Source organism: Embleya sp. NPDC050154 (genome assembly GCF_044460165.1).
Lineage (GTDB): Bacteria > Actinomycetota > Actinomycetes > Streptomycetales > Streptomycetaceae > Embleya.
Genome location: NZ_JBITJP010000002.1, coordinates 407,973 through 433,328, shown reverse-complemented (window position 1 = coordinate 433,328; position 25,356 = coordinate 407,973). Strand labels below are relative to the sequence as shown.

20 protein-coding genes are annotated in these 25,356 nt (G+C 71.8%); 14 read left to right on the top strand and 6 right to left on the bottom strand.

Going from position 1 to position 25,356, the window contains the following annotated elements:
- Positions 1-114: 114 nt before the first annotated feature.
- From ACIBSV_RS05520 to ACIBSV_RS05510, 3 genes are all read left to right on the top strand, one after another.
- Positions 115-3,489, top strand: a complete 3,375-nt coding sequence (locus tag ACIBSV_RS05520; protein ID WP_395859659.1) for a pyruvate carboxylase — start codon at positions 115-117, stop codon at positions 3,487-3,489.
- A 374-nt stretch (positions 3,490-3,863) separates the two neighbouring features.
- On the top strand, positions 3,864-4,751 hold the full coding sequence (locus ACIBSV_RS05515; RefSeq protein WP_395859658.1) for an RNA polymerase sigma factor SigF: 888 nt from the start codon (positions 3,864-3,866) through the stop codon (positions 4,749-4,751).
- Between the two features lie 121 nt (positions 4,752-4,872).
- Positions 4,873-5,760: a SigB/SigF/SigG family RNA polymerase sigma factor gene (locus tag ACIBSV_RS05510; protein WP_395859657.1), complete on the top strand. Its 888-nt coding sequence runs from the start codon at positions 4,873-4,875 to the stop codon at positions 5,758-5,760.
- Between the two features lie 52 nt (positions 5,761-5,812).
- Here ACIBSV_RS05510 and ACIBSV_RS05505 read toward each other — a convergent pair whose 3' ends face one another.
- Positions 5,813-6,604, bottom strand: a complete 792-nt coding sequence (locus ACIBSV_RS05505; RefSeq protein ID WP_395859656.1) for a PIG-L deacetylase family protein — start codon at positions 6,602-6,604, stop codon at positions 5,813-5,815.
- Positions 6,605-6,735: 131 nt separating this feature from the next.
- Positions 6,736-8,115, bottom strand: a complete 1,380-nt coding sequence (locus ACIBSV_RS05500) for an MFS transporter (RefSeq protein WP_395859911.1) — start codon at positions 8,113-8,115, stop codon at positions 6,736-6,738.
- A gap of 361 nt (positions 8,116-8,476) precedes the next feature.
- Between ACIBSV_RS05500 and ACIBSV_RS05495 the strand changes: the two genes are divergently transcribed.
- The gene (locus ACIBSV_RS05495) at positions 8,477-8,941 is read left to right on the top strand and encodes a MarR family winged helix-turn-helix transcriptional regulator (protein ID WP_395859909.1); all 465 of its coding nucleotides are present in this window, start codon (positions 8,477-8,479) and stop codon (positions 8,939-8,941) included.
- Positions 8,942-9,063: 122 nt separating this feature from the next.
- On the opposite strand, the gene ACIBSV_RS05490 is transcribed toward ACIBSV_RS05495, so the two are convergent.
- A complete protein-coding gene (locus tag ACIBSV_RS05490) occupies positions 9,064-9,873 on the bottom strand; it encodes a hypothetical protein (RefSeq protein WP_395859655.1) in 810 nt (269 codons plus the stop codon).
- A 143-nt stretch (positions 9,874-10,016) separates the two neighbouring features.
- On the opposite strand from ACIBSV_RS05490, the gene ACIBSV_RS05485 reads away from it, so the two are divergent.
- From ACIBSV_RS05485 to ACIBSV_RS05465, 5 genes are all read left to right on the top strand, one after another.
- Positions 10,017-11,039: a WD40 repeat domain-containing protein gene (locus tag ACIBSV_RS05485; RefSeq protein ID WP_395859654.1), complete on the top strand. Its 1,023-nt coding sequence runs from the start codon at positions 10,017-10,019 to the stop codon at positions 11,037-11,039.
- Between the two features lie 81 nt (positions 11,040-11,120).
- On the top strand, positions 11,121-11,960 hold the full coding sequence (locus ACIBSV_RS05480) for an ABC transporter ATP-binding protein (RefSeq protein ID WP_395859653.1): 840 nt from the start codon (positions 11,121-11,123) through the stop codon (positions 11,958-11,960).
- Positions 11,961-12,056: 96 nt separating this feature from the next.
- Complete coding sequence (locus tag ACIBSV_RS05475) at positions 12,057-12,605, top strand: DoxX family protein (protein ID WP_395859652.1); 549 nt, start codon at positions 12,057-12,059, stop codon at positions 12,603-12,605.
- A gap of 195 nt (positions 12,606-12,800) precedes the next feature.
- Positions 12,801-13,478, top strand: coding sequence for a uracil-DNA glycosylase (locus ACIBSV_RS05470; protein ID WP_395859651.1), 678 nt, complete (start codon positions 12,801-12,803; stop codon positions 13,476-13,478).
- Positions 13,479-13,663: 185 nt separating this feature from the next.
- Positions 13,664-14,329 (top strand): hemerythrin domain-containing protein, encoded by a 666-nt coding sequence (locus ACIBSV_RS05465; protein ID WP_395859650.1) that lies wholly within the window; start codon positions 13,664-13,666, stop codon positions 14,327-14,329.
- Between the two features lie 53 nt (positions 14,330-14,382).
- Here ACIBSV_RS05465 and ACIBSV_RS05460 read toward each other — a convergent pair whose 3' ends face one another.
- The 3 genes from ACIBSV_RS05460 to ACIBSV_RS05450 form a co-directional block, all read right to left on the bottom strand.
- On the bottom strand, positions 14,383-15,276 hold the full coding sequence (locus tag ACIBSV_RS05460) for a TIR domain-containing protein (protein ID WP_395859649.1): 894 nt from the start codon (positions 15,274-15,276) through the stop codon (positions 14,383-14,385).
- Between the two features lie 70 nt (positions 15,277-15,346).
- Positions 15,347-16,312, bottom strand: a complete 966-nt coding sequence (locus ACIBSV_RS05455; protein WP_395859648.1) for a hypothetical protein — start codon at positions 16,310-16,312, stop codon at positions 15,347-15,349.
- 104 nt (positions 16,313-16,416) lie between these two features.
- A complete protein-coding gene (locus tag ACIBSV_RS05450; protein WP_395859647.1) occupies positions 16,417-17,496 on the bottom strand; it encodes a TIR domain-containing protein in 1,080 nt (359 codons plus the stop codon).
- Between the two features lie 297 nt (positions 17,497-17,793).
- Here ACIBSV_RS05450 and fxsA point away from each other — a divergent pair, with 297 nt between their 5' ends.
- From fxsA to fxsT, 5 genes are all read left to right on the top strand, one after another.
- Positions 17,794-18,042, top strand: coding sequence for an FxSxx-COOH cyclophane-containing RiPP peptide (fxsA, locus tag ACIBSV_RS05445; RefSeq protein WP_395859646.1), 249 nt, complete (start codon positions 17,794-17,796; stop codon positions 18,040-18,042).
- A gap of 13 nt (positions 18,043-18,055) precedes the next feature.
- Positions 18,056-19,213: an FxsB family cyclophane-forming radical SAM/SPASM peptide maturase gene (locus tag ACIBSV_RS05440; RefSeq protein ID WP_395859645.1), complete on the top strand. Its 1,158-nt coding sequence runs from the start codon at positions 18,056-18,058 to the stop codon at positions 19,211-19,213.
- Positions 19,210-20,586, top strand: a complete 1,377-nt coding sequence (locus tag ACIBSV_RS05435; RefSeq protein ID WP_395859644.1) for an HEXXH motif domain-containing protein — start codon at positions 19,210-19,212, stop codon at positions 20,584-20,586. The genes ACIBSV_RS05440 and ACIBSV_RS05435 overlap by 4 nt, the downstream gene beginning before the upstream one ends.
- A gap of 114 nt (positions 20,587-20,700) precedes the next feature.
- Positions 20,701-21,453 carry a hypothetical protein gene (locus ACIBSV_RS05430; protein ID WP_395859643.1) on the top strand — a complete coding sequence of 251 codons (753 nt, stop codon included), beginning with the start codon at positions 20,701-20,703 and terminating at the stop codon, positions 21,451-21,453.
- Positions 21,454-21,457: 4 nt separating this feature from the next.
- Positions 21,458-25,339 (top strand): FxSxx-COOH system tetratricopeptide repeat protein, encoded by a 3,882-nt coding sequence (gene fxsT / locus ACIBSV_RS05425; protein ID WP_395859642.1) that lies wholly within the window; start codon positions 21,458-21,460, stop codon positions 25,337-25,339.
- Positions 25,340-25,356: the final 17 nt, after the last annotated feature.

Sequence of the window (25,356 nt, the reverse complement as noted above, 5' to 3'; positions counted from 1 at the left end):
GCAGGTTCGACCCCGATGCCGTCGCCCCACCAAGGGCACGGCACTCTGTCGTCCCGAGGCACCCGTCCGATTTCCCCCGCACCCGGACACCCCGGGCAAGGAGGTACGTAGCTCGTGATCCGTAAGCTGTTGGTGGCCAACCGAGGCGAAATCGCCGTGCGCGCCCTGCGCGCCGCCACCGAGCTCGACATCACCACGGTCGCCGTCTACGCGTACGAGGACCGGCACTCGCTGCATCGCCAGAAGGCGGACGAGAGTTACGAGATCGGCGAGCGGGGCCATCCGCTGCGCGCCTACCTCGACGTCGACACCATCGTCGGCGCGGCGATCGCGTGCGGTGCCGACGCGATCTACCCCGGCTACGGCTTCCTGTCCGAGAACCCGCTGCTCGCCGAGGCGTGCGAGGCCAACGGGATCACCTTCGTCGGCCCCTCGGCCGAGGTGCTCTCGCTCGCGGGCAACAAGGTGCGCGCGCTCGAGGCCGCGAAGGGCGCCGGGCTGCCCACGCTGCAGACCGCGCCGCCGCAGGACGACGTGGACGCGCTGGTGGCCGCCGCGGACACGATCGGCTTCCCGATCTTCGTCAAGGCCGCCGCCGGCGGTGGTGGCCGAGGGCTGCGCAAGGTGGACCGCCGCGAGGACCTGCGCTCCTCGATCGAGACCGCGATGCGCGAGGCGCAGACCGCCTTCGGCGACCCCACCGTCTTCCTGGAGGAGGCGGTGATCCGCCCCCGCCACATCGAGGTACAGATCCTGGCCGGCGCCGACGGCGGCGTCGTGCACCTGTACGAGCGGGACTGCTCGATGCAGCGGCGGCACCAGAAGGTCGTCGAGATCGCGCCCGCGCCCAACCTGGACCCGGAACTGCGGGACCGGATCTGCGCCGACGCGGTGCGCTTCGCGGAGGCCGTGGGCTACCGCAACGCGGGCACCGTGGAGTTTCTGCTCGACGAGCGCGGCCGGTACGTGTTCATCGAGATGAACCCGCGCATCCAGGTCGAGCACACGGTCACCGAGGAGATCACCGGAGTCGACCTGGTGCAGGCCCAGTTGCGGGTCGCCTCCGGCGCGAGCCTGACCGATCTCGGGCTGGTGCAGAGCGAGATCCGGATCCAGGGCGCGGCACTGCAGTGCCGGATCACCACCGAGGACCCCGCGGCCGACTTCCGCCCGGACACCGGCACCGTGTCCGCCTACCGCTCGCCCGGCGGCGCGGGCGTGCGCCTGGACGGCGGTACCTACACCGGCGCCGAGGTGCTGCCCTACTTCGACTCGATGCTGGTCAAGCTGACCTGCCGGGGCCGGACCTTCGGCGACGCGGTCAACCGGGCCCGGCGCGCGGTGGCCGAGTTCCGCATCCGCGGCGTCGCGACCAACATCCCGTTCCTGCAGGCCGTGCTCGACGACCCGGCCTTCCGCCAGGGCCGGATCACCACGTCGTTCATCGACGAGCACCCCGAACTGGTCCGCTCCCGCCCGGGTGCCGACCGCGGCACCCGGCTGCTGGCCTACCTGGCCGACGTCACCGTCAACCGCCCTTACGGCCCGACACCGAGCATCGCCGTCCCGCGCACCAAGCTGCCCGAGCTGCCCACCGGCGACCTGCCCAAGGGCAGCCGGGACCGGCTCCTGGAGCTGGGCGCGGCCGGTTTCGCCCGGGCGCTGCGCGAGCAGAGCGCGCTGGCGATCACCGACACCACCTTCCGCGACGCGCACCAGTCGCTGCTGGCGACCCGGGTGCGCACCTACGACCTGGCCGCCGCGGCGCCCTACGTCGCGCGGATGACGCCGCAGCTGCTGAGCGTCGAGGCGTGGGGCGGGGCGACCTACGACGTCGCGCTGCGCTTCCTCAAGGAGGACCCGTGGCACCGCCTGGCGGCGCTGCGCGAGGGCATGCCCAACCTCAACATCCAGATGTTGCTGCGCGGTCGCAACACCGTCGGGTACACGCCGTACCCCGACAAGGTGTGCGTGCGGTTCGTCGAGGAGGCCGCCCGCACCGGTATCGACGTGTTCCGCATCTTCGACGCGCTCAACGACATCGAGGCGATGCGTCCGGCGATCGAGGCCACCCTCGGCACGCACGCGATCGCCGAGGGCACGCTGTGCTACACCGGCGACCTGTCCAACCCGGCCGAGAAGTTGTACACGCTGGACTACTACCTGCGGCTCGCCGAGCAGCTGGTCGAGGCCGGCGTGCACGTGTTGTGCGTCAAGGACATGGCCGGCCTGCTCCGGGCACCCGCCGCCCGCACCCTGATCGGGGCGCTGCGCGAGCGCTTCGACCTCCCGGTGCACCTGCACACCCACGACACCGCCGGCGGCCAGTTGGCCACCTACCTCGCCGCCGTCGAGGCCGGGGTCGACGCGATCGACGGCGCCTCGGCCGCGCTGGCCGGGACCACCAGCCAGCCGCCGCTGTCCGCGATCGTGGCCGCGACCGACTACACCGAGCGCGCCACCGGCCTGTCCCTGGACGCGCTGTGCGCGCTGGAGCCCTACTGGGCGGCGGTGCGCGAGGCGTACGCGCCGTTCGAGTCCGGCCTGCCCGCGCCCACCGGCCGGGTCTACCGGCACGAGATCCCCGGCGGCCAGCTCTCCAACCTGCGCCAGCAGGCCATCGCGCTGGGCCTGGGCCACAAGTTCGAGGACATCGAGGACGCCTACGCGGCGTCGAACCGGATCCTGGGCAACATCGTCAAGGTCACCCCGTCCAGCAAGGTGGTCGGCGACCTCGCGCTGCACCTGAGCGCGGTGGGCGCCGACCCGGCCAAGTTCGAGGCCGACCCCGGCGCGTTCGACGTGCCGGACTCGGTGATCGGCTTCCTCCAGGGCGAGTTGGGCACCCCGCCCGGCGGCTGGCCCGAGCCGTTCCGCACCCGCGCCCTCGCGGGCCGCACCGCGAGCGCGACGCGCACCGTGGAGCTGACCCCGGAGCAGGACGCCGCGCTGGACGGCGACGAACTGCGCGACACGCTCAACCGACTGCTGTTCCCCGGCCCGGCCAAGGACTACGACGAGGCCGAGCGGCTGTACGGCGACGTCTCCGCGGTGCCGACCGTGCCGTTCCTGTACGGCCTGGTCCAGGGCGAGGAATTGGCCATCAAGTTGTCCACGGGGGTCTCGCTCTACCTCGCGGTCGAGGCGGTCGGCGACGCCGACGAGCGCGGCTTCCGCACCGTGTACTGCCGGATGAACGGCCAGCCGCGGGTGCTCTCGGTGCGCGACCGCTCGGTCAAGCCGGCCCGTCCGGAGAGCGAGCGGGCCAACCCCGACAACCCGAAGCACGTGGCCGCGCCGTTCAGCGGTGTGGTCACCCTCCAGGTGGCCGTGGGCGACGAGGTCGAGGCCGGCGGCACGGTGGCGACCATCGAGGCGATGAAGATGGAGGCGTCGATCACCGCGCAGAGCGCGGGCACCGTGGCCCGGTTGGCGATCGGTGCGGTGTCCTCGGTCGAGGCCGGCGACCTGCTGCTCGAACTGGGCTGACCCGGCGCGATCCGCGGCGGAGCGATCCGAGCGGGCCGAAGCCGATCGAATCCGGACCAACTCGATCGTTTTCCCGATCGGCCCGAACCACACGAACCACCACCCGAGCATTCGGGTGGTGGTTCGTGGCGCTTTTCGGACACGTTTGGCAGACGTTTGATTGCCTCATGTCCGATTTCACTGCGCCGTATGGGCTGCTTTCGCTCGTTTTTTCCGTTTCGTCGGTCCGTCGTTTCCCGAGGTGGGGCCGCATGTCGCGATCCTGACGTCAGGACGTACCCCCGGAGGGCTCTTGATCTTCCTGTGCTTCAGGTCACAGACTCGATGTCGCTCGGGGTTATCGGTGTCCATCCATCCGGATTGGGAGACCCTGCATGGCCGTGCGCCTGAGCACCCTCGACACGACCGCGGAACCCCGCGCCGCCGCCCCCCCGCCACCACCGACCGTCGATCTGGACGACCTGCTGGCCCACCCGCACCTGGTCACCCGGCTGCCCACGCCGATGGCCCGGGCGGCGGGCGATCTGATGCTCGCCCGGCTCGCCACGCTGGAACCGGGCACCGTGGACCACTCGTATCTGCGCGGACTGCTCGTCGAGCTGAACCTGCCGATGGTCCGGCACGCCGCCGGGCGCTACCGGCGTCGCGGTGAGCCGGTCGAGGACATCGTCCAGGTCGGCACGATCGGCCTGATCAAGGCGATCGACCGCTACGAGGCGGATCGCGGCAGCAGCTTCATGGCCTACGCGATGCCGACCATCATCGGCGAGATCAAGCGCTTCTTCCGGGACACCTCCTGGTCCGTGCGGGTGCCGCGCCGGCTGCGCGAACTGCGCACCGAACTGCTGCGCGCCACCGACGAACTGACCGCGCTACACGGCCGCACACCCACGCCGCGCGAACTCTCCGAGCGGTTGTGCATCACCGAGGAGGAGGTGCTCGAAGGACTGGACGCCTGCACGGTGTACACCGCGACCTCACTCGACGAGACCGCCTACGGCGACGCGGACGGTCAGGAGACGGTCGGCGACCGGCTCGGCTCCGAGGACCACGCGCTCGATCTGGTCGAGTACCGCGAGGCACTGCGCCCGCTGTTGGCCGAACTGCCGCAGCGCGAGCGCGCCATCCTGGTCATGCGGTTCTACGGCAACCTGACCCAGGCGCAGATCGGTGAGCGGATCGGCATCTCGCAGATGCACGTGTCCCGCCTTCTCGCCCGGACCCTGGCGTCGCTGCGCGAACGGCTGATGATCCCGGGCTGACCACCCGCGCGCCCGGTCCGCCGACCGGGCGCGTTCCCCTTCCCGGTGGCAGCCGGAGGTTTGTTCGCCGGCGGGCAGAGAAGCCGCCAGGCGTAGGCTCGACTCGGGAAGGGGAACGCGCATGAGCGTTCGGCTCGACCGCAGGAACGCGCACGACGGCGTCGCCGAGGAGGCGCGGGAGGGTGTCCCGAGCGTCGACGAGGTGCTCGCCGAGCCGATCCTGATCGAGGGCCTGGCCCCGATGGCGGCGCGCGACCTCGGGGAGCGCATGTTGCGCCGGCTGGCCCGTTCCGAACCCGGCACCCGTACGCACAGCGAACTGCGCGGATGCCTGGTCGCGCTGAACATGCCGCTCGTGCGCCATGCCGCCGGACGCTACCGGCGCCGGGTCGAGCCGATGGAGGACATCCTCCAGGTCGGCACGATCGGCCTGATCAAGGCGATCGACGGGTACGACGGCGGCCGGGAGACCGGGTTCCTGGCGTACGCGATGCCCACCATCGCGGGCGAGATCAAGCGCTTCTTCCGGGACACGTCCTGGGCCGTGCGGGTACCGCGCCGGCTGCGCGAACTGCGGGGGGAACTGATGCGGGCCAACGACGCGCTGACCGCCGACCTCGGCCGCGAGCCGTGCGCCGCGGAGTTGGCGCGGCGGCTCGACCTGAGCGAGGCGCAGGTGGCGGAGGGACTCGCGGCGTGCTCGGCGTACAGCGCCTCCTCGCTCGACGAGTCCGCCTACGGCGACGCCGTCACGGTCGGCGAACGGATGGGGCGGGAGGACCACGCGCTCGATCTGGTCGAGTACCGCGAGTCGCTCAAGCCGCTGATCGCCGGCCTTCCGCAGCGCGAGCGGACCATCCTCGCGCTGCGGTTCACCGGTGACCTGACCCAGGCCCAGATCGGCGAACGCCTGGGCATCTCCCAGATGCACGTCTCGCGCCTGCTCACGCACACCCTGAAGGTGCTGCGGGAGGGCCTGACGACGGGACGCGAGAGCTTCGCGGTGTGAGGTGGGGCGGCGGGCCCGCCACCCCACCGGCTGTTCGACTCCGGCGCCCGGGTCAGCGGAAGACGATCTCGAAGGGGCGGCGGAAGTAGGCGAGTTTCTCCGGGGGCAGCGGCACCCGGTCGTCGCGGCCCGGGACCAGCGGCGCTATCTGTGAGGCCAGGCAGGACAACGCCCGTTCCTTGCGCGCCTGTTGCACCTCGGTCAGGTCGACGCGCAGGGCCCGGCTCCAGGGCACCCGGCTGTCCTGCGGTCGCGCCCACTGCCACATCCGCAGCGGGAACTCCAGCAGTGCGACGCCGGTCTCGCGGGCCGCGACGTCGGCCGCGCGCCCGGTGCTCTCGTGATCGGCGAGGCCGTCCTCGCGCCAATTGCTCACGCACAGCGCGAAGTCGGCGACGAGTGGGATCAGGCGGTCCACCACGTCGCGTTCGTGCGTAGTGACCGCCCGGTCCGGGACGCGCAGCCGGATCACCTCGACCGGGGCCACTCCGCCGGGATTGCCGACGATCGTGGCGAACGCGCGGTCGGACTCGCGCACCCGGCGGGCGGCGAGTACGGAGCCCGGTAAGCGGCTGCCCGGGTGGGACGCGTCGCCGTCGGTGACGCTGACCACCCGTACCCGCGAACCCTCCGCCACCGCACGGGAGATGAGCCCGCCCACACCCAGGAGCGCGTCCTCCGGGTGCGCCGCGACCACCACGAGACCGCCGGCCAGGATCGGCCAGTCCTCGGGCAGCGCGCTCGGCAACGCTTGCCGCTGCCAGTCGGTCTCGGTGGTCCACCCGTGTCCGGGGGCCGGATCGGGTGCGGAGGAGCGTGATCCGCGGAAGGTGGGAAGGCTCATCGTGTCTCCCTGTCGAGAGGCGGAGTCGGGGTGGCGGTCTCCCAAGGGGGTGGTCGGCGCCGGGGTGGACTTACGAGCATCGGCTACCCGGGCGGGTTCTGGCCATGTGTGACGGGGGAATTACCGAGCGGTCAGCCCGCTGTCGGGACCGCCTCGGCGTCGTCCGTTCGCTTCGGCGCCGGGATGTGCGCGGCTTCGACCGGTTTGCGTCCGGGGATGAACAGCGCCACGAGCAGGCCCAGGACGGCCGCTCCGCAACCCAACCACAACGCGGTCACGAACGCGTCGTGCGAGGGGAACTCGCGTCCGCCCGCGCGCATCGTCATGTTCGCCAGCACGACGCCGATCACCGCGCTGGAGGTCGAGGTGCCGATCGAGCGCATCAGCGTGTTCAGACCGGTCGCCGAACCGGTCTCGCCGATCGGTACAGCCTGCATGATCAGCGACGGCATCGCCGCGTACGCCAGCGCGACGCCGAGCGCCGAGACCACCGTCATCGCGACGATCTTCCACAGCGCGTCGAGCATGAACACCGAGAGCGCGTAGCCGATCGCGATCACCAGAGTGCCCACCAGCAGCGAGACCTTCGGCCCGTAGGCGGCGGACAGCCGCGCGGACAGTGGGGACACCAGCATCATCACGATGCCGGACGGCGCCATGCACAGACCCGCGACGACCATGCTCCTGCCCAGCCCGTAACCGGTGTTCTCCGGGTTCATCAGCACCTGCGGGAACACCAGCGACTGGGCGAACATCGCGAAGCCGACCACGACCGAGGCGAGGTTGGTGAACAACACCTGCGGTTTTGCCGATATGCGCAGGTCCACCAGCGGTTGCGCGGTCCGCAGTTCGAGCCATCCCCAGCCGAGCAGTACGACGACCGCGACCGCGAGCAGGCCCAGTGTGGTCGCGCCGCCCCAGCCCCAGTCGGCGCCCTTGGTGATCACGAGCAGGAGCGCGACCAACCCGACGGACAGGCCCGCCGCACCGGCGAAGTCGAAGCGGCCCGGCAGGCGGACCGGCGACTCGGGGACCAGGAGCAGCACCAGCACGACGTCCAACGCGCCGATCGCGCCGGCCGCCCAGAACATCATGTGCCAGTCGGCGTGCTGCGCGATCAGCGCGGCCACCGGCAACCCGATCGCGCCGCCGATCCCCAGCGTCGCGCTCATCAGCGCGATCGAGGAGCCCAGCTTCGCGGGCGGGAGTTCGTCGCGCATGATGCTGATGCCGAGCGGGATCACGCCGAACGCCGCGCCCTGGAGGAGGCGACCGATCACCATCGGGAGCAGTGAGTCCGACAGCGCGCACAACACGGAGCCGACGACCATCAGGCTCAGGCTGACCATCAGGATCCGGCGCTTGCCGAACATGTCGCCGAGCCTGCCCATCACCGGGGTGCAGACCGCGCCGGAGAGCAGGGTCGCGGTGACCACCCAGGACGCGTTGGCGGGCGAGGTGTCGAGCAGCCTGGGCAGGTCGGGCAGCAGCGGCACGACCAGGGTCTGCATGAGCGCCACGACCACGCCGCAGAAGGCCAGCACCGCCACCACCGACCCGGCCCGGTCCACGGGTCCGGGCGGGTGAGCGGGAGCGCCCGCAGGGCTCGGCTCGGATATGCCGCTCGGACCGGTCACGGACTGCCTCCAGGGTTCGCCGGGTGAATGGTGCGGTCGATCTGCCGTGGTCGACCCGGCGCGGTCGACGTGCCGTAGGCGACCTGCCGCGGTCGACCTGTCGCGGTCAACAAATGTGCACGATACACATCATGTGTATCGTGCACATTGCCTGGGGCGAGCGCTAGGGTCGTGGGGACGGCGCATTGGTGTGAAGGCGGGAGTGGACGTGTTGGAAGGGATCGAGCGGGAGCTGATGCTGATCGCTCGGCACCACGTCATGGGCAAGCGGCGGGGTGACGGCATGGAGCGCTCCGCCTACCTGCTGCTGACCCGCCTGGAGGTCGAGGGGCCGATGTCGATCGGACAACTCGCAGAAGCGTTTCGGCTCGACACCTCCACGGTGAATCGCCAGGTGGCCGCGCTGTTGCGGGCCGGCGACGCGGAGCGAATCGCGGACCCGGACGGTGGGCTCGCCCGCAAGCTGCGAATCACCGAGGGCGGCGCGGAACGGCTCGCGGGGGAGCGGGCGACGCACTGCCACGGTCTGGAGCGTGTCCTGGCGTCCTGGGACGAGGGCGAGCGGCGTGAACTGTTCGAGGTGCTGACCCGGTTCAACCGGTCGGTCGAGAACGTCGAGGGACGCGAGTGGCCGAGGAACGAACTCGCGCCGGAGCGTACGGGCGACGTGGCGCACACGGGCGGCGTTGCGCGCGGGTGAGCGCGGGCGGGGAGGTGCGCGGGTCGCCGAGTCCGGCGTCGGGCACAGGGGCGGGTCGCGGGTTGACGTGCGGCGTGCCGCCTCACCGCTCGGGGGTTGCCGGGCGGTGAGGTGACGAAGGGTCAGGGGCCTTTGTCCGGGCCGGATTCGGGCGCGGATTCGGGGTCGGCCGGCGGAGTGGGGTCGGTCTGCGGATCGGCATCGGGTGCCGACGTGGGCTCGGCGGTGGGGGTGAGCGCGGGCTCGGCCTCGGATGTAGTCCCGGGCTTCGGCGGGGACTTCGGGCCGGTGTCGGGCTTGGACTCCTGCGTGGGTGGGGACTTCGAGGCAGTCTTGGCATCGGCCTCGCCGTCGGCCGTCGGCTCCGGGACGGACTCGGTCGTCGGCTCCGACTCCCCGCTTTGATCCGGGTCCTGATTCGGGTTCGGGCCCGGTGCCGGGTCCTGGTTCCGGTCCCGTTCCGACCCGGGCTCGGGTGCGGAATCCGGGTCCGGCTTCGAAGCAGGTGTCGGCTCGTCGGCCGCCTCACCCGGCTCGGCCCTGTCCGGCTCCGGTGCGCTCGCGTCCGACGTGTCCGGCTTCGCGGTTCCCGATCCCGCCGCGGGAGCGCCCTCCGTCCGTGCCGCGGCCGTGTCCGTCGACTCCGGTTCCGTAGCGGGTCGTTCCGCCGCTCGGCCGACCGCCAGGGGCACCGGTACGGGCGCGGGTGCGGAGGCGGTCGCCGGGACGGGGGCCGCGGCGGGGTCGGCGAGGTCCTCGTCGTACCCGTCCTCCGCCCCGTCCGGGTCGTCCGCGAACCGGCGGCGGCCCGCGAGCGCGAGCAGGGCACCGGCCGCGACCAGGATCAGGCCCGCGACCAGGATTGTCGGCTCGTTCCCGCTGGCGCCCGCGATGTCCGCCGCGGTCGACGCCGTGCCTTCGAGGGTCCTCAACGGTGTGATCCGATCCATCGGCGAACAGGTCCGGTCGTCTTACTAGCAGACTCGCCGAACCCAGGGAAACCGGCCTCGACCTGAGAGTTTTCCTGGTCGAAACACGAAGGCGCAAGGATCGCCCCGCGAACAAGGGAGCCGCGATGACTGTCATGGCGACACGTACGGGGCTGGGCTGGGAGCACGGGATCGACGACGTACCGTCCGCCGTCGCGTTGTCGGGTGGATTGTGCGTGGTCGCGGGAGCCGCCGGTGGGGTTCGGCTGCTGGACGCGGCGACCGGGCAACTCCAGGGCCGGATCGTGTTGCCCGGCGGGGTGTACCGCGCCGGCTTCTCGCCCGACGGCACCGTGGTCGCGCTCGCCGGCCCCACCGGATACGCGCTGTGGCGGGTCACCGACGGCGCGCTGCTGATGCGTACACCGGGCCTGCCCGCGCGGTTCGCGTGGTCCGCGGGCAATCGGTGTGCGGTGTCCTTCGGCGGCGCGGTACGGGTCTACGCGGGCGATACCGGAACCGAGTCCTGGCGCGCGGTGGACGGTCCGGTCCAGGTGGACGACGTGGTCTGGGTCGACTCGGTCGGCGGGCTGGCGGTCGCGCTCGGCGGCGAGGTGCACATGTACGGGCCGCGCGGGCGGACGAACGTGTGGACCTACCCGATTCCGGTGCGGGTGCTCGCGGGCGCGCCGGACGGCGCGTGGTTGTGCGCGGCGGGCGACGCGCCGGGTGTGCACATCCGCGGCGCGGGCGGTACGCACGAGGACCTCGGCGCGGTCGGCAGTGCGCCGGTGGCCGGGCTCGCGCTTGATTGCGGCGGACACCGACTCGCCGCCGAGGATTCGGCCGGCCTGACCGTGTGGGATCTCGCCGCCCGCGGCGGCCGCGTGCGCCCGCGCCCGCGCCGGTTGCCCGCCCAACCGCACGCGTGCGCGCCGAGTTGGCGGCCGGGCGGCGGCGGACTGATGGCCACCTCGGGCGGCGACGGCATGCTCGTGGTGTGGGACGTGCGCGCCGGCTCGGCCCGCAAGGCGCCGACCCCGCTGGCCCGCCGGCACGTCCCGGCGCCGGTGACCGCGCTCGCGTGGCACGGCCGGGACGCGCTGCTGTTCGCGGACCGGACCGGACGGGTCGGCGCCCAGTGGTTCCGGGAGATCGGGAGCCGCTGACCGGGCCGGCGGTGCCGGCGGCACGATCACTTAGGTTAGCCTCGCCTTACATTCGCTGTGTACGGTCGGGAGGGTCCGCCCATGGAACTGCTCGTGGAAGATCTGCACGCCGGTTATCCGGGGCATCGTGCCGTGTCGGGCGTGGATCTGGCGGTGGCCGCCGGCAGTGTCGTCGCGATCGTCGGGCCCAACGGTTGCGGAAAGTCCACCCTGCTGCGCTCGATCGCCCGCCTGCACAAGCCGGATTCGGGTCGGGTCACCGTCGGCGGCGACGACATCTGGCGACTGAAGCCGCGTCAGGCCGCGCACCGGGTCGGGTTGTTGCCGCAGAACCCGACGGCGCCGGAGGCGGTCACAGTGGCCGGCCTGGTGCGCTACGGGCGGCATCCGCACCAGGGACTGTTCCGTCAGTGGTCGCGCGCGGACGAGCGGGTCTGCCGGGACGCGCTGACCGCGACCGGTGTGCTCGACCTGGCCGATCGGCGGGTGGACCGGCTCTCCGGCGGGCAGCGGCAGCGCTGCTGGGTCGCCATGGTGATCGCGCAGGAGGCGCCGGTGATGCTCCTCGACGAACCGACCTCGGCGCTGGACCTGGGGCACGCGGTGGAGGTGCTGGGCCTGGTCCGGCAGGTGGCGGCGGGTGGGCGCACGGTGGTGATGGTGCTGCACGACCTGCCCTCGGCGGCCCGATACGCGGACGTGCTGGTCGCCATGCGCGACGGCCGGGTGGTCGCCTCCGGGCCGCCTCGCGAGGTCGTCGACGCGGCGCTGGTGCGGGCGTTGTACGACGTGGACGCGGACATCCTGCGCGCGCCGGGCGACGGCACGCCCGTCGTGGTGCCCAGGATGGCCGGTGCCGAGGTCGAGGTCGTTTCGGTCGCGGGTGTCGAGCGAGCCGGGATCGGTCCATCCGGCGGGTGAGGCGATCGGTCCCGGGCGCCCGGTCCTCGCCCGGGCCGTGTGTTCGGGTAGGTTGCCCACACGAATGTGACGATGCGTCAGTTGATGAGGTGGGCAATGTTCGGCAGGAAGAATAAGGTCGCGGCGGCGGCCGAAGGCCGCGATGTGGCTGCGCTCGTGCTGCGCGCGACGCTCGGTCCGATGCTCTTCGCGCACGGCTACAACAAGGTCGCCGGCCCCGGCGGCCTCGCGGGCACCACCGGTTGGTTCGAATCGCTCGGGCTCAAGCCCGCCGAGGTGCACGCGCGCCTCGCGGCCGGCACCGAGATGGCGGCCGGCGTCGGCATAGCGCTCGGCGTGGCCAACCCGCTGCCGGCGGCGGCGACGGTGGGCCTGATGAGCGTCGCCGCGGCGACCGACCACAAGGGCAAGGGCTTCTTCGTCTTCAAGGGCGGCTGGGAGTACACCGCGGTCGTCGGCGGCGCCGCGGTCGCGCTGGCCGCGCTGGGCAACGGCAAGTACTCGGTGGACGCGCTGATCGGCCGCAAGAGGTCGGGCCTGCGCCCGGCCCTGTTCGCGGCCGGCGTCGGCGTCGCGAACGCCGCGCTCCTGATGAAGCTGTGCTACAAGCCGGACCCGAAGCCGGACGAGACCGTCGAGGCGTAAGCGCGACGAGGCCGTCCGCCCGTACGCCGGGCGAGGGCGTCGAGCGCAACGCGGACGAGACGGTCGACACGTCACACTTCGGTCGGCTCGGCCCGCACCGATCCACTGGGTGCGGGCCGAGGTGTCCGGGCGAGCGGCTACGTTGGATCCCACTTGGATCCATGGGCGTTGCGCCCTCGTGTGGAGGTTCTTGCTGTGCAGACGTTGCCCGAGTCCTGGCAGCCCGTGCTCGCGGAGGAGTTGGCGAAGCCCTACTACGCCGAGCTGACCGCGTACGTGGACGCGGAACGCAAGGAACACCAGATCTTCCCGCCGGACGAAGAGGTCTTCGCGGCGCTGGAGGCGACGCCGTATGAGGACGTCCGGGTGTTCGTCGTCGGGCAGGACCCCTACCACGACGACAACCAGGCGCACGGCATGTGCTTCTCGGTGCGGCCCGAGGTGCGGATCCCGCCGTCGCTGCGCAACATCTACAAGGAGATGCACGCCGACATCGGCCTGCCGATCCCGGACAACGGTTACCTGATGCCGTGGGCGCGTCAGGGCGTGCTGCTGATGAACACGGTGCTCACCGTGCGCGCGCACGAGGCCGCGTCGCACAAGGGCCGCGGGTGGGAGAAGTTCACCGACGCGGTGATCAAGGCGGTGAACGACCGGGACGAACCGGTGGTGTTCGTGCTGTGGGGTGGGCACGCGAAGAAGAAGGCGGCGCTGATCGACACCGCCAAGCACACCATCGTGCAGGGCGCGCACCCGTCGCCGCTGTCCGCGAAGCTCTTCCACGGCAGCAAGCCGTTCTCCCGGATCGACGCCGCGCTCGAGACCATGGGGCACAAGCCGATCGACTGGACCATCCCGAACCTGAAGAAGTAGCGCGCGGACGGGGCGCAAGAAAAACGACAACCGACGTTCCGGTTCGGTATCGGCTCGGCCGGTATCGGACCGGAAACGGGCGTCGAAGGGGAATGGCCGGAAAACTCCTTGCATCGGTGCGGAACACCTACCAGGTGCCCTTACGGTGTGAGGCTCCCCCTTTCCATGCCCCCGAGGCGGCCCCCGTGTCGACGACCACCGTTTCACCCGCGTCCCCCACCCGAACCCCCTCCCGCGCCCCCACTCTCGACCTCACTCCCGGCTACGTCGCGCACCGCGGTCTGCGTGAGGAATTGGCCCGACTGACCGAGGTGACCCGACACCTCGATCCGGTCGACATCCTGCGCGTGCGGGCGGTCGAGGAGCATCTCGCCCTGGTGCTGCGCTTTCTGCGCGCGCATCACCGCGAGGAACACACCGTGCTGTACCCGTGGGTGCGCGCCGGCTCGCCGCGCGCCGCCCGCACCGTGACCGCGTTCCAGGTGGACCACTCGGCCCTGGAGGACGCGATGCGCCGTGCCGCCGATGTGAGCGTGCCGCTGCGTGACCGCTCGCCCGCGATCGGGCGGCTGTACGACCTCGTGGCCCGGCACAGCCTGGCCGAGGAGCACCAGTTGTTTCCGCTGATGCGCCTGCACGTGCGGGCCACGCCCGACGGACGGATGCCGACCCGCACGGTGCGGGTCTGGGGCCGCGACCTGCCCGCGCTCGTCGCCTTCCACCTGCACCACGCCACGGACGCCGAGCGGCGGCGCGTGCTGCGCTGGATCCCGCCCGGCACGGCCCTGCTGTGGCGGGCGGGCTGGCGGCGGGCCTACGAGCGGCGCCGGCGTGCCGCGTACGGAGATTGACGCCGACCCGGCGGATCCGACTCGGCAAGTGACGGGCCGCGCGCGGCCTTTACTCAGGAGGACTGCTCGGCCGCGTCGGCCGGACGGGTCAGCTCGGCCAACAACGCGCGGACGTGTTCGATTTCGGGTCCGGTCGGCTGTACGTCCTCCAGCGCCCGTACCAGAGCGTCCAGCGCGCGCGCCGGTGCCGGCTCGGCGAGCGTGGACAGGTCGTGGATCAGCCGCAGCAGCATGATCCGCGGCGCGGCGATCTGCTCGCGGGGCAACTGGTGTTCGTAGTAGCTCTCGGCCAGATCCAGCCACAGGTTCCACAGGTCGGTGCGGGCGATCCTGGGCACCGCCAGGATCGCGTCGGTCAGCGCCCGGATCTGCCCGGCCGTGATCGTGCGCCGGAGCACGGGCGCGGCCGGCAGCCGGGGCGCGGGCGGTCCGGGTGGCGCCGGGACCGTGCCGCCCATGCCGCCCGTTCCGCCCGTGCGCGGGGTCGGGAACGCCGGTGGCTCGGTCGGCCGGGACGGCCCGTGGACGGCCGCCATCAGCTCCTCGCGCGCGTCCTCCTCGGACTTGCCGTACAGCGTCTTGCGCAGCAACGGCCGCAGCACGGACGGGATGGCCTCGCGGTCCAACTCGTGCACCACGAGCGGGATCAGCCGGCGCCCGCTGCCGCGCAGCGCGTCCGACATCGCGGTCCACTCGACGGTGGTCCAGCGCTCCGGCACGAAGTACGCCGGGGAGAACAGCGCGATCATGTGTCCCGCGTTGTCCAGCGCGCGACTGACCAGGGTGGTCAGGTTCTCGCCCGTGGCCCAGTCCCACGCGTCGAGTTCGACCTCCAGGCCGTCCTGAAGGAGTTGCCCCGCGATCCACTCCGCCCAGGCGGTGTCCGAACCGGCGTGGCTGATGAAGTAGCGCACCGTGTCGCCCCCGTGCTCCCCGTCGTTCACCATGGGCACCAGCATCGCGCACCCGCCGGCCGGATTCGGCCGCTCGACCGGAAGGGTGGGCGGAACCACCCGTTCAGCCGGGTAGGTTCTCGATCGCGCGACAGACCTCCTCGACGCCCTGGGTGTTGGGCAACACGTCGTGCAGCGCGCGGCACAGGCACTGCAGCGAATGGATCGGCTCCGGCCCGTTGACCAGGGTGCGGATCATGTGCAGAAGCATCGACCGCGCGTCGGTCATGTGCCGGTGCAGCAACTGGTGTTCGAGGTAGTCCTCGGACAGGTCCAGCCAGATCGACCACGTGTCCGGCGCGCGCAGGCCGCGTACCGCCAGGAACAGGTCGGCGAGGTAGACCACCTGGTTCTGCGGGATGGTCCGGGACAGCTTGGCCATGTTGCCGAAGCGCAGCAGTTCCAGCGTCACCTCCGGCGACACCTCGCCGGAGGCGAACAGTTCGGCGATCCGGGCGATCGCGGCCGGCCGATCGCCCACGAACGCGGCGATCGCCTCGGCGGTGACCATCTCCAGCTCGAATCCGCGATGCGCGTCGAAGAGCATCAGTACCGAGGAACCCCGGTCCAGCGGCGGCAGATCGACCGTGCTGCCCAGGTGGCGGGCCAGCGGATCGGTGCTGGTGATCAGCACGTGGCCGGGACCGGTGGGGATCATCTCGCCGATCAGTCCGGGCCGGTCCACCTCGTCGAAGACCAGTAACCAGCCCTCCCGCGAGCGCAGTTCGTGCCCGGGGCCGACCTGCTGGTCGACCCGCCGGCCCAGGTCGGCCAGTTGGCCGAGCGCCCGATGCACGAACGCGACGCCGCTCTCGCCGGCCCGGGCGGCACAGTCGAACCACCACACCACGTCGTACAGGTGCCGGTGCCGGTAGGCGTACTCGCGGGCCAGGTGGGTGGTGCCCATGCCCGGCAGGTCGTCCTGCGGGCGCAGCACCACCCGGTGTTCGACCTGCATCAGCGTGCGCAGGTCGGCGAGGGTGCTGTCACGCCCGTAGAACCGGCCTCTGGCGCCCGGGACATGCCACACCGGCGGGTTGTCCGTGGGCGAGCGCGGCGGGGGCGGAGGCGGAATCCTGGGCGGTCGCGCCGGTCTCGGTGGCGGTGGTAGCGGGGGTATCGGGTCCGACACGTTCAGGAGGACCCCGGATTCCGCGCGGGCAACGGCGCGAACCGGTGCACCGCGTCGACGAGCAGATCACGCTGCCCGACCGCGTCCGCCTCGGTCAGGTCGACCGGTCGCACGCCGCGGAACATCGACGGTACCTGGGTGCTGCCGATCACGATCGGCAGCAGCCTGCCGCCGGTGGCCGCGTCGCCCAGCGCCTCCTCCCACTCGTCCATGGCCAGCCGTCTGGCCTCGAAGTAGTGCTCGGAGAACAGCGCGAGCACGTGTTCACCCAGGCCGCGCGCGCGGGCCATCGCCTTGCCGAAGCTCTCGCCCGCGCTCCAGTCCCAACGGCTGAGCGAGACCCGGTAGTCCTCGAAGGTGAGCACCTCGCTGACCCAGTCCGCCCAGGCCAGGTCGTTGCCCACATAACTGATCACCAGGTCGGTGCGGGCCGGGGGGACCGGCTCCAGGATCGGCAAGCGGCGCGGCGCCTCGGGCAGCGTGCGCGTCCCGGCCTCGTGGCTGCCGAACATCGGCTCGACCTCGTCCGCCTCGACGACGGTCAGCGGCGCCAGCCGATGGCGCAACGCCTCGGCCACCCGGTCGGCGACCGCGCGCACCGCGCGCACGTACCCCAGGTCGCGGATGCCGCCCAGCCGCAGCATGTCGAACACGCCCGGGCCGCGGCCCGGTCCGGCGATCCCGACCGGCCACTCGATCGTGCCCACGGCGTCCGGGGGCGGTTGTTCGAGCGTGGTCCAGGGCACCGCGATCAAACTCGGCGGCGCGACGCCGACGATCGACTCGTGTCGACGCAACCGGTCGGTGAACACCGCCCAGTCGCGCCCGCAGTCCAGATCCTCGAAGTAGTCGTCCGAGCACAGCGCGACCATCGCGCGCGCCTGCGCGGGCGGGTCGCCGTCCGGCACCTGGATCGGGCCGAAGGTCGGCTGCAATCGGATCGCCGCGCGCACCCGCTCCCTCCCGCGCCGCAACTCGGCCTCGACGTCGTCGTGAAAGCGGGCCGCCCACTTGGGATCGCGGTCGGCGACGTGACTCGTGAAGAAGTCGTAGTCCACCAAGCGACCCCCGGGATCGAGCACCGTACGAAGGACGGCCGAGTGGCACCCACGCGCCGGAACGGCGGGTCTGGCAAGTGCCGCCCCCATGCCGGCCGTTCGTGTGTACGACTCTGCCCACACAGAGCATCGCGCAGGCCGACCCGGCCCGGCTAGTATAGGAAGGCTTGTGTAATCGTGGCGATACGTTCCGCACTCGAATGTACGGGTTTCACCCGGACGGCACGCGCGAGCGGCACACGCCGGCCGTGCGGGGGGAAATCGAACGGTCGAGCGACGCGGGAGAACGGGGGACCTGCGGTGCAAGGAGAGCGCGGTGACGTGGAGTCGGCCCTGCCCGACCTCGACGGGCTCTGTCTCGACGACCTCGACGACCTGCCGGCCTCCGTGCTCGCGTCCGCGCTGCGGCGGCTGATCCACGAGTCCGAGGAGCCCTCGGAGGCGGTGGTCGCCGGCTTCCAGAGTGTGGTCGACCCCGTGCCCGTGGAGGCGGCCGGCGCCGCCCACGCGAGCGGGCCGGCCGACGACGACGATCCCCGGGCGGGCGGGAGCGGCGCCGCCGGGGTCTAGCACGGGAGGGCCGATGAGCGAAGCGACGCCGTTTCGACAATTCGTGGTCAAGATCGCCTCCCGCTGCGACCTCGCGTGCGATCACTGTTATGTGTACGAACTCCGGGATCGGAGTTGGCGGGACCGCCCCCGGGTGATCGCCGCCGGCACCGTGGACGCGCTCGGCGGCCGACTGCGCGCGCACGCGCGCCGGTTCGGCCTGCCGGTCCTGGACATCGTGCTGCACGGCGGCGAACCGCTGCTCGCCGGACCGGAGCGGATCGACGCCATCGCGCGCGACCTGCGCGCCGCGGTGGCGGGCGTGGCCGAACTGCGGTTCACCATGCAGACCAACGGCGTCCGGTTGGACGAGCGGTGCGCCGAGGTGTTGTCGGAGCACCGGATCCGGGTCGGCGTCTCGTTGGACGGCGACGCGCGCGCCCACGACCGACACCGCCTGCACGCCGACGGGCGCGGCAGCCACGCCGAGGCGGTGCGGGCCGTCGCCCTGCTGCGCACCGAGCGCTACCGACCCCTGTACGGCGGCCTGTTGTGCACGATCGACCTGCGCAACGACCCGGTGGCCACCTACGAGGAACTGCTCTCGCACGCGCCGCCGATGATCGACCTGCTCCTGCCGCACGCCACCTGGGAGTTCCCGCCCCCCGGTGCCGGAGCGGACGAAACCCCCTACGCGCGCTGGCTGATCGCGGTCTTCGACCGCTGGTATCGGGCCCCGGTGCGCGAGACGCGCGTACGGATCCTGGAGGACCTGGTGGATCTGATCCTGGGCCGGGCGGTACAGAGCGAGATCCTGGGTCTGGGGCCGCCGGGTTCGGTGGTGATCGAGACCGACGGCACGTTCGAGCGCGAGGACTCGCTCAAGGCCGCCTACGACGGAGCGGCGGCGACCGGTCTGGACGTCTTCCGCCACGACCCGGCGACGGTGCTCGCCGCGCCGGCGTACGCCCGCGCGGGAGCCGGCGCGGCCGGGCTGAGCGCGACGTGTCGGCGCTGCCCGGTGGTGCGCACCTGTGGCGGCGGGCTGCGGGCGCACCGGTATCGCCCGGACAACGGCTTCGACAACCCGTCCGTGTACTGCGCCGACCTGCGCGCGCTGATCGACCACGTCGGTGCGCGGGTGCGGGCCGACGTGCGGGCCCTGGTGGCCGGGTCGGGGAGGCGCGGATGATCGGCACCCATCGGCTCGGTGGGGCCGCCTTCGACCGACTCGCCGCCGGGCACGGCGACTTCGAGGCGGTGTCCGCGCTGGCCCGGGCGCAGGAGAGCCGCCGGCTGCTCCAGGTGTACGCGGTCGTGGCCACCGCCCGTGAGCGCTTGCCGCACGCGCGCACCGCGCGCCTGACCGACGCCCTCGACCTGCTCGCGCACGTGCAGCGCACCGCGCCGGACGCGGCCAGGACGGTGCTGATGCACCCCTACACCGGTGCCTGGGCGATGCGCTGCCTGCTGCGACTGGGTGGCGCCGACCCCGACGCGTCGCCCGCCGAACTGGATCGACTCCTGGGCCACCTGGGGGCGATCGCCGCCGCCGCCGCGCTGCGCGCCGACCCCGAGCACGGCCCGCCCGGCCGGGTCGAACTGCACACCGTCGGCGGCTGGGCCCACCTGCCCACGTTGGGCCGGGTGCGGGTGGCCGGCGACCCGGGGCGGATCGCGCTGGCCGGACGGCACTGGTCGACGGGCGGGCGCCCGGTGGCCCGCCGACAGGTCAACCGCAGGTGTTCCGCAACCGCCGCCGGCCTGACCGCGTCCTTGGCCATCGAGGACGTCGATCCCTATCGGGACGTGCACCGCTGGCAACCGACCGCCCGGTTGAGCGCACGCCAAGTATCTTCGCTGCAAAGGAATTTCGCGTCCGCGTGGGGTGAGCTGGCACACTCTCACCGAGCCTACGCGGGTGCCATGACGGCGGCGCTGTCCACGCTGGTTCCGGTCGTCGGCGGGCCGGGAGTCAGCTTCAGTTCCTCGTCTCGGTACGCGTTCGGCGGCTTGGCGCTCACGCCCGAGGTGGGTCCGACCACGCTGGCCGTCACCCTGGTTCACGAGTTCCAGCACAACAAGCTCGGCGCGATACAGGACATCACGAATCTCTCGGTGCGCTCGGCGGTCCGGTACCGGGCGCCCTGGCGGTTGGATCCCCGACCGGTGGGGGCGTTGTTGCAGGGTGCTTACGCGCATCTGGGGATCGCGGATTTCTGGCGGGTTCGCCGGCAGATCGCGGACAAGGAGGAGCAGGATCGGGCACAGGCCGAGTTCGCGGTGCACCGCGCGCACGTCGCCGAGGCGATCGACACGCTGCGCGGGTCGGGCGAACTGACCCCGGACGGCGAACGGGTGGTGCGGGCCATGGCGGACACCGTCGCATCGTGGTGGCACGAGGACGTACCCGCCGAGGCGGCACGACACGCGGCCGAACGGGTGCGATCGGGCCGTCGGGCGTGGGTCGAACGCAATGGCGATCGAGGCGGTGCGACCCCGGTGAGCGGGCAGTCGGCACGAGTGGAGCGACACGAAACGAGAGATGAACATGAGATTACCTGATGTAACGAGGAGTAACTTCGAGTGATGGACTCGGGTAGCCTGGGAACAACGAGTGACGGTCGGGGAGGGCAATCCACCGCGCGTCGCGACCAAGCGCCGACACCAGGGGTCGAGATGACACCAGTCTTCTTCACGAGTCGGTCGTGCGGGGACGAGCGTGCCTACGTCGAGCGCTTCCACGCCGACCTCGAACAGGCCGTCTCCGCTCACGCGTCCGGTCGCAACGGCGCGCGCGGACTGCTGTCACCCTGCGGCGATCGTGATCCGGGCGCCCCACCAGACGCGTCGGCCGCGTGTTCGGTTCCCGCGGCCGTGGTACTGGCATCGCCCGACTACCTCGCCGATCCCGACGCCATGCGCGAATGGGCGGTGATGGCCGAGCGGGTGCGCGGCCACCGGGTCCGCACCGGCGAACACCTGGACGCGATGGTCACCGTGCGCTGGCGGGCCACCGAGCCCCACCCCGGCGAGCACCCGACCCCCGATCTGGGCGCCGACGACGACTTCGGTCCGATCTACGCCCGCCAGGGCCTGTTCGACCTGATGCGGCTGGAGGGCCACTCGGCCGACTACCTGCGCCTGATCGCCGAGTTGGCCCGCGTGGTGGTCGAGGTCAACCGCGTCCCGCTGCGCCCGCTGCCACCGGCCGAGGCGCGCGAACTCTTCCCGACCGTGCGCACCCGGCCGAGCCCCGCCGCGCGGGTCTCGGCCGCCGGCTCCGCGCCGTTCGCGACCGCCGCCCGGACCCTGCCGCCGCACGCGCGCACCGGCTCGGACCTGCCCGCCCGACCCCGTTGGATCACGGCCCGACACAACCCTCGCCGCCCGTTGCTGTGGGGACCCGGTGGCGATGTTGAGGAGCACTGAAACGATGAGCGACAACCCGCCGGGAACCGTCGTCACGTTCTACTCGTACAAGGGCGGCACCGGGCGCACGATGGCCCTCGCCAACGTCGCCTGGATCCTGGCCTCCCGAGGCAAGCGCGTGCTCGTCGTGGACTGGGATCTCGAATCACCGGGCCTGCACCGCTACTTCCACCCCTACCTGATCGACAAGCGGCTCGAGGACACGCGCGGCGTGCTCGACATGATCCGCGCGTTCGCCAAGGTGGTCGGCTCCGACGCGAGCACGGACGCGATGATCGAGGCAGCCCGGATCGCGGAGAGCCGGGTGGACGGCTGCGCGGTCAAGGTCGACCGGGACTTCCCCGACGACGGCCTGATCCGCTTCCTCGGTCCGGGCCGACAGAACCACGAGTACGCCGCCACGCTGGCCGGCTTCAACTGGGCCGACTTCTGCGAGAGCCCGCACGGCATCGGCTTCCTGGACGCGCTGCGGGAGGACATGCGCGAGTCCTACGACTACGCGCTGATCGACAGCCGTACCGGCCTCAACGACATCGCCGGGATCTGCACCACGCTGCTGCCCGACGTCGTGGTGGACGGCTTCACCCTGAACGAACAGGCCATCGACGGCGGCGTCAACGTGGCCCGCTCGATCGCCCGACAGGCCGATCGCCCGCTGCGCATCCTGCCCGTGCCGATGCGCGTCGAGGACGACGAGAAGGACAAGCTCGAAGCCGGCCGCGACCACGCCCGCGAGCGCTTCGCGGAATTCGTCGCGGATCGATCCGAGGCCGAACGGGCCAAGTACTGGGGCGAGGTGGAGATCCCGTACAAGGCGTTCTACGCCTACGAGGAGACCCTGGCCACGCTGGGCGACCGACCGCTGCAGGAAGGCAGCCTGCTGAGCGCGTACGAGCGGCTGACCGGCGTGCTCACCGACGGCGCGATCAGCCGGCTCAACCCGATCGAAGAGGTCGACCGCCGCCGCGAACTGCGCCGCTTCGAGCGCATCCGCTACACCGCCCCGGTGACCGTGCGGATCCTCTACAGCGCCCGGGACCGGATGTGGGTCGACTGGGTGCGGGCCCAACTGACCGCCTCGGGCGCCCAGGTGGTCGGCACCGGTGGTTGCGACACGCCGCTGGAGAAGCTGCGCGACGTGGACAGCATCGTGGTGGTCTCCTCGGCGGACTCGCTGAGCAGCCCGACCTGGAGCGCGATGCGCACGGCGCTGCGCCGGCTCGCGGCGGTCGACCGGATGAGCGTGGTCACGCTGCGGGTGGACGACGTGCTCGACAGCGACCCGGGGGTGGGCGAGACGGTCATGTTGTCCTCGCTGTCCGAGGAGAGCTGCCGGGACGCGCTGCTGACCGCGTTCGGCCGACCCTCCTCGGAGGCACCGCCCGCGGACGGCCCCAGGTTCCCCGGCACCAAGCCGAAGGTGTCCTACCTGCTGCCCCGGCACTCGGCGTTCACCGGCCGCGACGACATTCTCGAACGCCTGCGCGACCAGCTCGCCAAGGGCGCCACGGCCGTACTGCCCCAGGCGCTGCACGGCCTGGGCGGTGTCGGCAAGACCCAGGTCGCGCTCGAGTACGCGCACCGTTTCGCCGCGGACTACGACGTCATCTGGTGGGTCTCCGCCGAGCAGGCCCAGGGCGTCGCCGCCCAACTCGCCCGGCTCGGCGGCCGACTGGACCTGCCCACCGGCGAGAACGTCGCGGACGCGACGGCCACGGTGTTGCAGACCCTGCAACAGGGCGAGCCGTACGACCGCTGGCTGTTGATCTACGACAACGCCGACGAGCCCGCTTCGCTGGCCGACCTGATGCCCCAGGGCAGCGTCAACGGACACGTCCTGGTCACCTCGCGCAACGACCTGTGGGCGCGCAGCGCCCGCCCGTTGGAGGTCCCGGTCTTCCGCCGGGACGAGAGCGTCGCGCTGCTCCAGCGCCGGGTGCCCACGCTCACCGAGGCGGACGCGCAGAAGGTGGCCACCGCGCTGGGCGACCTGCCGCTGGCGGTCGAACAGGCCGGTGCCTGGCTCGCCGAGTCGGCGATGCAGGTCGAGGAATACCTGGAGCGGGTCAACACGCGCGTCACCGCGATCCTGGAGGAGGGCCAGCCGCCTGACTACCCGACCACGGCCGCCGCGACCTGGACCGTCTCGCTCGACGAACTCAAGGAGCGCCAGCCGGCCGCGGTGCGCCTGCTGGAGCTGTGCGCGTACCTGTCGCCGGACTCGATCTCGATGCGCCTGCTGCGCTCGCGCGAGGTGCTGCGTGAGCTGGCCCAGGTGGACAGCTCGCTCGGCGACACCCTGCTGTTGCCCAGGATCTTCCAGCAGCTCGGCCGGTACGCGCTGGCCAGGGTGGACCGGGGCGCGGACACCATCCAGGTGCACCGGCTGGTCCAGGCCGTACTGCGCGACCAGATGCCGCCGGACGTGAACCAGGCGCGCCGGGAGCGGGCCCTGGAGATCCTGGCCGCGAGCGCCCCCGGCGACGTGGACGACCCGGGCAACCAGGAGATCTACGACGAGCTCTACAAGCACCTGGTGCCCTCGCGTGCGCTGGAGAGCAACTCGGAGGCCGTACGCCGCTGGATCGTCGAACAGGTGCGTTTCGCCTGGCGGTCCAACGACTGGGAGTTCGCCCAGTACATCGCCGAGATCGCGTTGGACCGCTGGCGGGCGGCGTTCAGCCGGCACGACGCGCTGACGCTGCGGATGTGTACGCAGTTGGCGAACGTCTACCGGTCCCAGGGGCGTTACCGCAAGGCGTACGACCTGGACCGGTCCACCCTGGAGCTGCAGCGCGAGACGCTCGGCCCGGATCACCCGCACACCCTGATCACCGGGCGCGGCTACGGCGGCGACCTGCGCTCGCTCGGTCGTTTCCAGACCGCGCTGGAATCCGACCGGGACAACTACCGGCGATTCAGCGAGGTCTTCGGCGAGGACACCAACGACGCCCTGCTCGCGGCCAACAACCTCGGTGTCTCGCTGCGCCTGATGGGCCGGCTGGAGGAGGCACGCGAGGTGCACCAGGCGGCGTACGACCTGCGTCGGCGCAACCAGGGCGAGGACCACCCCAGGACCTGCTACCTGGCCAACCAGGTCGGCCAGGACCTGCGTGAACTGGGCGACTATCCGGGCTCGCGGGCGGTGTTGCAGGCGACGCTGGCCCGCGAGGAGGCGATCGGCCGCACCCGGGACGCGCTGCGCACCTCGAAGAACCTCGCGGTGACCATTCGCCAGACCGGGGACGCGCGCTACGCCCGGTCCCTGGACAGCGACACGCTGGAGAAGTACCGCTCCTACCTCAGCCCCACCCATCCCGACATGCTGGCCTGCGCGGTCAACCTCGCGGCCGACCACCACGCGATGGGCAACGACGACCAGGCGCTCGAACTCGCCCAGGACGCCTACCAGGGCTACCGCGAGCAGTTCGGCGCGCAGCACCCGTTCACCTACGGCTGCGGCAGCAACCTCTCGACCTACCTGCGGGCGATCGGTCGGCACGAGGAGGCGATGACGCTGGGCCGCAGGTGCCACGAGGGCCTGCGCGAATCGCTGGGCGAGGAGCACCCGTTCACGCTCGCTGCGGCGCTCAACCACTCGAACAACCTGTACCAGGCGGGCGAGACGAACGAGTGTGCCGAGCTGGACCGGGTGACCTACGAGCGGTACGAGGTGCTGCTCGGCGCGGACCACCCGCACACCCTGGTCGCGGCCTGCAACCGGGTGCAGAGTCTGGGCGAGATCGGTCTGGCGGACGAGTCCCGCGAGTGGTTCGTCCGGGTCGAGCGCGCGTGTCGGCGCAAGCTCGGCGACGGGCACCCGATCACCCAGGGGCTGCGGGAGCGCCGCCGACTGGAGACCGACATCGAGGTGCCCACGACCTGATCGGGCCGTGTTCGCGG